This window comes from Pseudomonas rossensis, assembly GCF_039888995.1.
GTDB lineage: Bacteria > Pseudomonadota > Gammaproteobacteria > Pseudomonadales > Pseudomonadaceae > Aquipseudomonas > Aquipseudomonas rossensis.
Genome location: NZ_JBBWCB010000168.1, coordinates 1 through 10,180 on the forward strand (window position 1 = coordinate 1; position 10,180 = coordinate 10,180).

12 protein-coding genes are annotated in these 10,180 nt (G+C 59.7%); 7 read left to right on the forward strand and 5 right to left on the reverse strand.

Features of this window, described 5'->3' with window-relative positions; genetic code table 11:
- Window positions 1-9: 9 nt before the first annotated feature.
- Window positions 10-627 carry a TPM domain-containing protein gene (locus tag WLY71_RS27085; RefSeq protein WP_347806007.1) on the forward strand — a complete coding sequence of 206 codons (618 nt, stop codon included), beginning with the start codon at window positions 10-12 and terminating at the stop codon, window positions 625-627.
- Between the two features lie 266 nt (window positions 628-893).
- Window positions 894-2,108, forward strand: coding sequence for a class I SAM-dependent methyltransferase (locus WLY71_RS27090; RefSeq protein ID WP_347805996.1), 1,215 nt, complete (start codon window positions 894-896; stop codon window positions 2,106-2,108).
- Here WLY71_RS27090 and WLY71_RS27095 read toward each other — a convergent pair.
- The gene (locus tag WLY71_RS27095; RefSeq protein ID WP_347805997.1) at window positions 2,059-2,991 is read right to left on the reverse strand and encodes a DMT family transporter; all 933 of its coding nucleotides are present in this window, start codon (window positions 2,989-2,991) and stop codon (window positions 2,059-2,061) included. The two genes, WLY71_RS27090 and WLY71_RS27095, sit on opposite strands and share 50 nt — an antisense overlap.
- 216 nt (window positions 2,992-3,207) lie before the next feature.
- Between WLY71_RS27095 and WLY71_RS27100 the strand changes: the two genes are divergently transcribed.
- The 3 genes from WLY71_RS27100 to WLY71_RS27110 are packed head-to-tail and all read left to right on the forward strand — an operon-like array spanning window position 3,208 to window position 4,511.
- The gene (locus tag WLY71_RS27100; RefSeq protein WP_347805998.1) at window positions 3,208-3,789 is read left to right on the forward strand and encodes a DJ-1/PfpI family protein; all 582 of its coding nucleotides are present in this window, start codon (window positions 3,208-3,210) and stop codon (window positions 3,787-3,789) included.
- Window positions 3,790-3,803: 14 nt separating this feature from the next.
- On the forward strand, window positions 3,804-4,109 hold the full coding sequence (locus WLY71_RS27105; RefSeq protein ID WP_347805999.1) for a ribbon-helix-helix domain-containing protein: 306 nt from the start codon (window positions 3,804-3,806) through the stop codon (window positions 4,107-4,109).
- Between the two features lie 57 nt (window positions 4,110-4,166).
- Window positions 4,167-4,511: a YegP family protein gene (locus WLY71_RS27110; RefSeq protein WP_347806000.1), complete on the forward strand. Its 345-nt coding sequence runs from the start codon at window positions 4,167-4,169 to the stop codon at window positions 4,509-4,511.
- 145 nt (window positions 4,512-4,656) lie between these two features.
- Here the strand turns inward: WLY71_RS27110 and WLY71_RS27115 are convergent, their stop codons facing one another.
- Both WLY71_RS27115 and WLY71_RS27120 read right to left on the reverse strand, forming a co-directional pair.
- Entirely contained in the window at window positions 4,657-5,544 is an 888-nt protein-coding gene (locus WLY71_RS27115) for a dihydrodipicolinate synthase family protein (protein WP_347806001.1), read from the reverse strand.
- A 29-nt stretch (window positions 5,545-5,573) separates the two neighbouring features.
- Window positions 5,574-6,356 (reverse strand): aldolase, encoded by a 783-nt coding sequence (locus WLY71_RS27120; protein WP_347806002.1) that lies wholly within the window; start codon window positions 6,354-6,356, stop codon window positions 5,574-5,576.
- A 159-nt stretch (window positions 6,357-6,515) separates the two neighbouring features.
- Between WLY71_RS27120 and WLY71_RS27125 the strand changes: the two genes are divergently transcribed.
- Complete coding sequence (locus tag WLY71_RS27125) at window positions 6,516-7,058, forward strand: helix-turn-helix domain-containing protein (RefSeq protein ID WP_347806003.1); 543 nt, start codon at window positions 6,516-6,518, stop codon at window positions 7,056-7,058.
- Window positions 7,059-7,079: 21 nt separating this feature from the next.
- On the opposite strand, the gene WLY71_RS27130 is transcribed toward WLY71_RS27125, so the two are convergent.
- A complete protein-coding gene (locus WLY71_RS27130; protein WP_347806004.1) occupies window positions 7,080-8,099 on the reverse strand; it encodes a DUF4917 family protein in 1,020 nt (339 codons plus the stop codon).
- A gap of 156 nt (window positions 8,100-8,255) precedes the next feature.
- On the opposite strand from WLY71_RS27130, the gene yiaY reads away from it, so the two are divergent.
- Window positions 8,256-9,404 carry an L-threonine dehydrogenase gene (yiaY, locus tag WLY71_RS27135; protein WP_347806005.1) on the forward strand — a complete coding sequence of 383 codons (1,149 nt, stop codon included), beginning with the start codon at window positions 8,256-8,258 and terminating at the stop codon, window positions 9,402-9,404.
- On the opposite strand, the gene WLY71_RS27140 is transcribed toward yiaY, so the two are convergent.
- Window positions 9,401-10,180 (reverse strand): MFS transporter (locus WLY71_RS27140; RefSeq protein WP_347806006.1); only part of this gene is annotated, 780 nt, incomplete at its 5' end. The genes yiaY and WLY71_RS27140 overlap by 4 nt on opposite strands.

The window sequence follows — 10,180 nt, forward strand, 5'->3', positions numbered from 1 at the left end:
TTCTTAAACATGGCATTACTGACTGAACACGAACAACGCAAAGTTGCCGAGGCGATTGCCCGGGTCGAGCGCGATACGGACGCCGAACTGGTGACCGTGCTCGCGGCCCGCGCCGACGACTACGCGTACATCCCGCTGCTCTGGGCCAGCCTGGTGGCGCTAGTGGTACCGGGTATCGTGCATTACCTGTCGGGCTGGCTGACCATGCACAGCTTGCTGCTGGTGCAATGGATCACGTTCATCGTGCTGTGCCTGGTGTTCCGGATTCCGAAAATAACCACGCACCTGATCCCGCGCTCGGTGCGTCACTGGCGCGCCTCGAACCTGGCGCGCCGGCAGTTTCTGGAGCAAAACCTGCACCACACGGTGGGCAGCACCGGGATGCTGATTTTCGTCTGCGAAGCCGAGCGCTATGTGGAAATTCTGGTCGATGAGGGGATTTCGAAGCGCCTGGATAACAAAAACTGGGACGCGATTGTGGCGGCGTTCACTCAGCAGGTGAAGCAGGGGCAGACGTTGCAGGGGTTTGTCACCTGCGTCGAGGCGTGTGGCGAGTTGCTCAAGGTGCATGTGCCGGTGACGCATGTGAGGAATGAGTTGCCGAATCGGTTGGTGGTGTTGGGCTGAGTCTAGGCAGCGACACATTCCTTGTAGCAGCTGGCGAAGCCTGCGTTCGGTTCGGGCCGCGTTCGGACGCAGCAGTCGTAAATCCGGTATTCACGGTCTTCCTGATGCACCGCGTGTGCTGATTTTACGACTGCTGCGCAGCCGAACGCAGGCTGCGCCAGCTGCTACAGATCGCACCGTTCGGGAAATTACCCGTGCCCTCAATCCCCATCCCCCCTAAAATACCCGCCATTCCCCGATCCGCACCGCCCGAGGCCGCTTTTCCCATGTCTGTCACCGCCACTCCCGCCAGCCTCGTGCCGGATCATCACGCCCAGTTCATCGATCTGCTGCAATCCAGCCTTGATCAGAACGCCTTCATCAAACTGGTGCTGGCCAAGTACGTCGGCACTGAAGTGGACTTGCAGCGGCTGATCATCAAGCAACTGACGGTCAAGGATCAGCCCTGCCTGTCCTTCGTCTACCGTTACAAGACCCGCGACATCACCAAGAATCTGCCGATTGCCGAGGGCGTAGCGACTATCGCTGCGCTGCTGCCGGCGTCGTTCAAAAATGCGCATTTACTGTCGCTGACTGATGAAGCCCAGCTCGAATACAGCAAAAAGGGCAAGTCTTCGCTGTTCAAGAGCAAACCTCAGCAATTGCGCGAGGTGCCGTCCGCCGAGCACAACCGCGAGAAAAACCGCTTCCTCGACCTGAGCCGACCGTTCCTCGCCGACCTCGGCGTGACCAACAAGCAACATGAGCTGATCCCGGCGATGTCGCGCAAGTGGAAGCAGATCAACAAATTCATCGAGGTCTTCAGCCATGCACTGACCACCTCGCCCTTGGCGCTGGACAAGCCGGTACAGGTGGCGGACTTCGGTTCGGGAAAGGGTTACCTGACGTTCGCGATCCACGACTATCTGCGCAACACCTTGAAGGCAGAAGGCGTGGTGACGGGTGTCGAGCTGCGCGAAGAAATGGTCAACCTGTGTAACGCCGCAGCCGCAAAACTCGAGCATCCGGGGCTGGTGTTCAAGTGCGGTGATGTGCGCAGTGTGGCGCCGAGCGAGCTGGATGTGATGATCGCGCTGCATGCCTGCGACATCGCCACCGACTATGCGATTCACACCGGCATTCGTTCCGGCGCCTCGATCATCATGTGCTCGCCGTGCTGCCACAAGCAGATCCGCCTGCAAATCCAGAGCCCGGCGCTGCTCAAACCGATGCTGCAATACGGTCTGCATTTGGGGCAGCAGGCGGAAATGGTCACCGACAGTTTGCGTGCGTTGTTCCTGGAAGCCTGCGGTTACGAGACCAAGGTGTTCGAGTTCATTTCACTGGACCACACCAACAAGAACAAGATGATCCTGGCGGTCAAACGTACCGAGCCGGTTGATCCGGCCCAGCTGTTGGTGAAGATTCAGGAACTGAAGGATTTCTACCGCATCAGCGAGCATTGCCTCGAAACCCTGCTGCGGGCTGACGGCTACCTCTGACCCCTGTGGGAGCTGGCTTCACTGTGGTCTTGCGTCCCAACATCACGGTCACGATCACCCCGGCGGCAAACAGCCAGGTGATCGGCTCGATGTGTTCGCCGAAGAACAGCGCCGAAAAAGCGATGGTGAAGAAGATCTGCAACAGTTGGATCTGACTGACCCGGGCAATCCCCCCCATCGCCAGCCCGGCGTACCAGGCAAAGAAACCGATGAACTGCGAGAACAGCGAGACGTAACCGAAGGCCCACCAGGTCTTGGCCGAAATCTCGCCTTGATGTTGCAGCGCCAGGTACACCACCGGCCCGATCAGCAACGGCGTCGACAGCACCAGCGCCCAGCAGATCACCTGCCAACCGCCCATCTCCTTGGCCAATCGGCCGCCCTCGGCGTATCCCAAACCGCCCACGGCAATCGCCCCGAGCATCAGTAAATCACCAGCCTGAATGCTGCCAGCCCCGCTGATCAGCGCATAACCCAGCACCAGCGCACTGCCCAGCGCAGCGCAGGCCCAGAAGGCTTTCGACGGTCGTTCGTGGGACAACCACGCGGCGTACAGCGCCACGCACAACGGCTGTAAGCCGTTGACCAGCGCACCGTGAGACGCCGGCAAGGTTTGCATGGCCCAGGCCGACAACACCGGGAAGCCTAGGATCACCCCGACAATCACCAGGGTCAGGCCTTTGACTTGTTTCCACGTTGGCCACTTCTCCCGGCGCCACAGCAACAACATCGCCGCCGGAACCGCCGCGAACAGCGCACGGCCCAGGCCGTTGAGCAGAGGATGGAGTTCCTGCACGACGATCCGTGTGAAGGGCAGGGTGAGGCTGAAGATCATAACGCCGAGCAGGCCGAGGGCCATGCCGGTGTTTTCGCGCGAGGACATGATGGCAACCAGAATCGAGGGTGGCGGGAAGACCTTCATCTAGCCATAAACCGCGGGGGGCGCGCTGTTACAGCTAGGCGCAGAGTTATCCGTACAGTTGCGAGTAATGCTCGCAACGTAGGAGCTGCGTAGTAGTCGGGTATTACCTGCCATGCTGATTAAGGACTACCTTGAATACTCCTGCAGGCCCACGTATTTCCCAGAGGAGTCCTCCCCATGGCGGCTAAAAAAATTCTGATGCTGGTCGGCGATTACGTCGAAGACTACGAAGTGATGGTGCCGTTTCAGGCGCTGCTGATGGTCGGTCACACGGTGCACGCCGTTTGCCCGGACAAAACCGCCGGTCAGACCGTGCGCACGGCGATCCATGACTTCGAAGGCGATCAGACCTACAGCGAAAAACCCGGTCACCTGTTTGCCCTGAACTTCGACTTCGCCAAGGTCACGTCCGAGGACTACGACGCCCTCCTGGTACCAGGCGGTCGTGCGCCGGAGTACCTGCGCCTGAACGAAAAAGTCCTGGAACTGGTGCGCGCGTTCGACAAGGCCGGCAAACCGATTGCCGCCGTGTGTCACGGCGCACAATTGCTGGCGGCAGCGGGGATTCTCGAAGGTCGCGAGTGCAGCGCCTACCCGGCCTGTGCTCCGGAAGTGCGCTTGGCGGGCGGTACGTTCATCGATATCCCGGTGACGGAAGGTCACGTTCAGGGCAATCTGGCCACTGCTCCGGCCTGGCCGGCGCACCCGAGCTGGCTCGCCGGTTTCCTCGGGTTGCTGGGCACCAAAATCACGCTGTAACGAGGGACCTTTCCATGTGCGAGCTCTATGTCAAAGCCGATCCGATTCTCTATGAATCGCGCTCCCGCTCGCTGCGCATCTGCGGGGTGGTCACCACCCTGCGGCTGGAGAATCAGTTCTGGGACATCCTCAGCGAAATCGCCGAGGTCGACGGCATGACCACCAACCAGTTGATCGCCAAGCTGTATGAAGAGGTGATGGACTACCGCGGCGAGGTGGTGAATTTTGCCTCGTTTTTGCGGGTCAGTTGTACGCGCTATCTGAGTCGGCGACGGGTGCAGGCGCCGGAGTTATCGGTGGTGCGTGCGGTGGTGAAGTAGGGCAGGTTGGTCTTTACTCTGAAGCGCGAAACCTCTCAATTGCCAAGGAGAAAGAGCATGTCTGGATGGTATGAAGTGAGCAAAAGCAGCAATGGTCAGTTCAAGTTTGTACTGAAGGCCGCTAACGCGGAAACCATTCTGACCAGCGAGCTGTACACCACCCGCGCTGCCGCTGACAAAGGCATCGTGTCGGTTCAGAGCAGCAGCCCGAAGGATGAACGCTACGAGAAGAAAACCACCAAGGATGGCCATCCTTACTTCAACCTCAAGGCTGGTAACCACGAGATCATCGGTAGCAGCGAGGCGTACGCTTCCGCTGCCGCGCTGGAGAAAGGCATCGCCAGCGTAAAGGCCAACGGGCCGACCACGGTGATCAAGGACAAGACCTTGCCGGTGCTCTAAACACACCGTTTGAAGCATGAATGCAAATCCCCTGTGGGAGCGAGCTTGCTCGCGATGGCGGACTGACAGGCAACATCGATGTTGACTGTTATGGCCTCATCGCGAGCAAGCTCGCTCCCACATTGGTTTTGTGTGTGCCGGTAGATCAGCGCAATGCGTTCAACAACGCTTGCAACTGACTGCAACCCGCCTCGCCGAGTGGAAACACCGGCAACCGTGGATCGCCCGCTTCCAGCCCGGTGGCGCGCAAACCGGCCTTGATCGTCGCTGGCAAACCACCTTTCAGAATGAAATCCAACAGCGGCAACTGGCGGTAGAACAGTTCGCGTGCCTTGCCCAGGTCGTTGGCCAATACCGCTTCATACAAATAAAGATTGGGCTGCGGGATCAGGTTCGGTGCCGCGGTGCACCAGCCTTTCGCGCCGGCTGCAAAGGCTTCCAGCGCCAATGGATTACAGCCGTTGTAGAACGGCACCCGACCTTCGCCCTGCCGTTGCAGCTGGTGCATGCGCTGGATGTCGCCGGTGCTTTCCTTGACCATCGTCACGTTGTCCACGGCATTGAAAATCCGCAGGATCAGGTCCACCGACATGTCGGTGCCGCTAGTCGCCGGGTTGTTGTAGAGCATGATCGGTACGCCGATGTTCTCGCCGATGGCGCGGTAGTGGGCGAGGATTTCCGCTTCGCTGAGTTTCCAGTAGGACGTCGGCAGCACCATCACCACATCGGCGCCGTGGGCTTCGGCGAAACGTGCGCGGCGCACCGCTTTGGCGGTGGTCAGGTCAGACACGCTGACGATGGTCGGCACGCGTTTGGCCACGTGTTTGATGCTGAATTCGCTGACCTGATCCCATTCCGCGTCGCTCAGGTAAGCGCCTTCGCCGGTGCTGCCCAGCGGTGCGATGGCGTGGACGCCGCCGTCGATCAGGCGATCGATCGAACGCCCGAGCGCTTCGAGATCAACGCCCTCACCGTTGGCGGTGAACGGGGTGATGGTGTAGCCGATGATGCCGTGAATGTTTGGGGTCGACATGGCGACTCTCCTCTTGAAAATGAGTGGTTTCAGTTCAGGCAATCGGCGTGTTGACGCAGGTTCTGCCGAGCGTAGTAGTTGAAAGCGGCGGCGTGACGTTTCGGCCTGGCGATCCAGTCATGGGCTTCGCGGCCCAGCTCTGGCAGGATCGGCTTGATGGTCCCGGCGCTCATGGCCAGCAATTGCAGCTTGGCCGCTCGTTCAATCAGTTGCGCAATGACACAGGCTTCTTCGATGGTCGCGCCTGTGGACAATTGACCGTGGTGCGAAAGCAGAATCGCCCGTTTGTCACCCAGGGCTGCGGCAATCAGTTCACCTTCCTCGTTGCCCACCGGCACGCCCGGCCAGCCTTCGAGAAACGCGCAATCGTCGTAGAGCGGGCAGAGGTCCATGTGGGAAATCTGCAGCGGCACTTCGAGCATCGATAGCGCGGCAACGTGGGTCGGGTGAGTGTGAATGATGCAGTTCACGTCCGGCCGCGCGCGGTACACCCAGCTGTGGAAACGGTTGGCCGGGTTGGGCATGCCGTGGCCTTCAAGCACGTCCAGGTCTTCGTTGACCAGCAGCAGATTGCTGGCGGTGATTTCGTCGAAACCCAGGCCCAGTTGTTGAGTGTAGTAGGTGCCCGGTTGCGGGCCGCGGGCGGTAATCTGCCCGGCCAGGCCAGAGTCGTGGCCGTTCTCGAACAGAATTCGGCAGGTCAGGGCCAGCTTTTGCCGCTCGGTCCACGTATTATCCGCCAGGGTATTTTGCATCTGGGTCAGCGCTTGCTTGACCAGTTGCTCTTTGGGTAGTGCTAAGGTCTTGGCCATATCGGTGTCCTTTGGGTGGTTCAATGGACGTCGGATTTGCCGTTCACTCGTTGCTCGCAAGGTCGTGGGTGAATGCAAATGACACAAGTGATGCTATATGACACTTTGTGTCATAAACAAGGAAAAATCGTTGCCCCTTTGATGGATTAATCGCTCTACATGTCTATCCGTTTGAAATTACTGAGAAAAAAACTCGGCGTGACGCTGGAGGCCTTGGCCGAAAAGTCCGGCATGACCAAGAGCTATCTGTCGAAAGTCGAACGCGGGCTCAACACCCCGTCGATTGCTGCCGCGCTGAAACTGGCCAAGGCACTGAACGTGAAGGTCGAGGAGTTGTTCTCCGAAGACAACGTCAGCCTCGACAGTTACAGCCTGGTGCGCAGCGACGAACGCCAGTCTCTGGCGGCCAACGATGAAAGCCCGGGTTACGCGGTGCTGGCTCATCAGGTCAGCGAGCGCAGTCTGCTGCCGTTCATGATTTACCCGCCGACCGAGTTTGCCGACAAGACCTTTAAGGAACATTTGGGCGAGGAGTTTCTGTTCGTGCATGAGGGGCAGGTGGAAGTGGACTTCATGAACGAGCGGGTGCTGCTCGATCGTGGGGATGCGTTGCATTTCAATGCGCAGAAACCTCACCGGATACGGTCAGTGGGCGAGGTTCAGGCGCAGTTGTTGGTGGTGGTGCATAGCGCCGAGGAATGAGCCGCCAGTTTTGATCTTGATTTAAAGCTCGACCGGCACGGTCAGCTTCGGGCCGCCCAACGCATGCGTCTTCGAATCAAAAAACCGCAACTCACTCCCGGTCCCGTCAAACACCTTCGCGTAATGCCGCTTCTGGTGCTGAATGAACGCCTTGCTGCGCGGATAAATCGAGATCGCCACCACTTGCGGTTTCGCCTGGCGCAAGGCGTGAATGATGTGGCTGTCCTGCTCACCCAGGGCATGACCGAACAGGCACAACCCGTCGCCATGACCGAGTAGCTGGTCGTAGCAGAACGACAGATAGTCTGAGCTGCGAATGGTTTTGAGTTTGTCCTGCGCCGAACCTTCATTGACGAACAGCGGCACGTCGTCGAGGGTCTTGATCGTGTTGTTGATCGCGAAACTGCCGAGCAACGTGCCCTCGGTCGACATCAGTTTGCGCGCCGTGCCGTCCTGATTCCGCACCAGATGCAACCCGCCATGCAGGTAAAGCAGGCGGGTTTTATCGGTCGCCGTGGCGCTCAGATCGAAGCTCGGCTCTGCCCCCTGAAACAGGTCGCTGATCGCATCAGGCTGGTGCTGGATCGCCCAGGAATTGAGCAGGTCGTAGTTGGTGGTGAACACGGTCCGGTAGCGGCCCAGTTCCTGATTGATCGTCGCCAGCGTCGAAGGCACCACCAGCCGCCACGGGATGTGCACCGCGTGCACGGTGTTGATCAGCGCTTCCTTGATCGCGTAGTAACGATTGCGTGGTGCGGCGGAGCTCACGGCGAGGGCCTTGTTGACCCGGCTGGTGGTTTTCAGTGCGCTGAGCACCTGCTCGAAGCTGCGCGTCTGCAGGGCGTCAAACACGCTCAGCTCGGACTGGCTCAGGGGTTTTTCTTCTACGGTACGGGCGTTTTCGAACAGCGAGTCGTAGCCGAAGTCGTCCCACACGGCGCGACTGGCGCCGTTGCCCACCAGCAGGCCACTGAACGAGGCGGTGGCGCGCAAGGCGTTCCAGTCTTCAAGTTGGGCATCAACATCCTGGAAATCGGTCATTGCGGTCAAAGTCTCAAAGCAAAAGGTCTGATGGGCGGCGACTTTATCACGACCAAGACTTGAGCCAGATCAAGTTACTGCGTGACCGATCGGTCGATCCTGTGGGTACCCGCTGGATCGGCGCTGCCGGTTCGGCCTCAGCCAGGAGACTCGCTCATGAGCAGCACGTTTTTCATCCCCTCCGTGAACATCATGGGCATCGGTTGCCTCGACGAAGCCATGAACGCCATTCGCAAGTATGGTTTTCGCAAGGCGCTGATCGTTACCGACGCCGGGCTGGCCAAGGCGGGCGTAGCGAAGATGATTGCCGAGAAACTGGCGATGCAGGACATCGATTCGGTGATTTTCGACGGCGCCAAGCCTAACCCGAGCATCGCCAACGTCGAGAGCGGCCTGGGTCTGCTGAAAGAAACCCGCTGTGACTTCGTGGTGTCCCTGGGCGGCGGTTCGCCCCATGACTGCGCCAAAGGCATCGCGTTATGCGCGACCAACGGTGGGCAGATTCGCGATTACGAAGGCGTCGATCAATCCACCCAGCCGCAACTGCCGTTGATCGCCATCAACACCACCGCCGGTACCGCCAGCGAGATGACGCGTTTCTGCATCATCACCGACGACTCCCGTCACGTAAAAATGGCCATTGTCGATCGCAACGTCACGCCGCTGCTGTCGGTCAACGACCCGGCGTTGATGGTCGCCATGCCCAAGGGTCTGACGGCTGCCACTGGCATGGACGCACTGACCCACGCCATCGAAGCCTACGTTTCCACGGCGGCCAATCCGATCACCGATGCCTGCGCACTGAAGGCGATCACGTTGATCAGCAACAACCTGCGCCTGGCCGTCCGCGACGGCAGTGACATGGCCGCGCGGGAAAACATGGCCTACGCACAGTTCCTCGCCGGCATGGCGTTCAATAACGCATCCCTGGGTTATGTCCACGCCATGGCTCACCAGTTGGGCGGGTTCTACGACTTGCCTCATGGTGTGTGCAACGCGGTACTGCTGCCCCACGTACAAAGCTTTAACGCGCTGGTTTGCGCCGATCGCCTTACCGATGTCGCCCTTGCGATGGGCGTCGATGTTCACGGTCTCACCCCGGAAGCGGGTGCCCAGGCGGCCATCGTGGCGATCCGCAGCCTGTCCAAAGACGTGGAGATTCCCGCCGGTTTGCGTGAGCTCGGCGCCAAGCTCAACGACATCCCGATCCTCGCCAGCAATGCCTTGAAAGATGCGTGTGGCCTGACCAATCCTCGCGTGGCGGATCAGCGCCAGATCGAGGAAATTTTTCGCAGCGCCTTTTAGGAGGTTTTACGGCCGGGCGCGAGCATTACGCAAAGCATCGCGCCCAACGCCAGCAAGGTACACAACAGCGACAACGGCCATGCTTGCGGGCTCGCGATCAAACTGGCGATCCCGCCGATAACCGCGGCCATCAGTTGATGAATGAAGCCGCTCAACGCCATCGCATACGCACCGCCGACCGGCGAACCGTCATTGGCCAGGGACAGGCTGATCGGATAAGTCAAAGACTGGCCCAACACCGCAACGCAATAGGGCAACCAGAACAGCAGCGCCACTGAAGTACCCGCCAAACTCCCCAGCAACATCACCGCGCTGCCAGCCAGCACCAGCCCTACGCCCGCCGTCATCAACCCGCGTTGACCGGTGCGAAGTACAAAGCCATTCACCGCCAAAGCCCCCAGAAAATAGGCCGTGCTGATCGGCCAGCCCAACAACCCGTATTCCACGGCCGACCAGTTGAACGGTCCTTGCAGAATCAGCGGCGCTGCGGTGTTGAACGCCACAATCACCCCGTACCCAAGGCCGCCGGTGAGGGCCGGCAACAGAAAGGCTCGATGACGCAAAATGCGCCAGTAACTCGGCCAGGCGGATGACGGGGCATTCTCCTCGGCCAGCACCGGGAACGTAACCCGAGCCACGACCAGCCCCATCATCAGACTCACAGCACCCAACAGGTAGAAAATCGCTGGCCAGCCCAGCGCCACCTGGATGATCGACCCCAGGTATTGGCCAATCCCCAGCGCCACCACAAAGGAAATCGAAATCCAGGACAACGC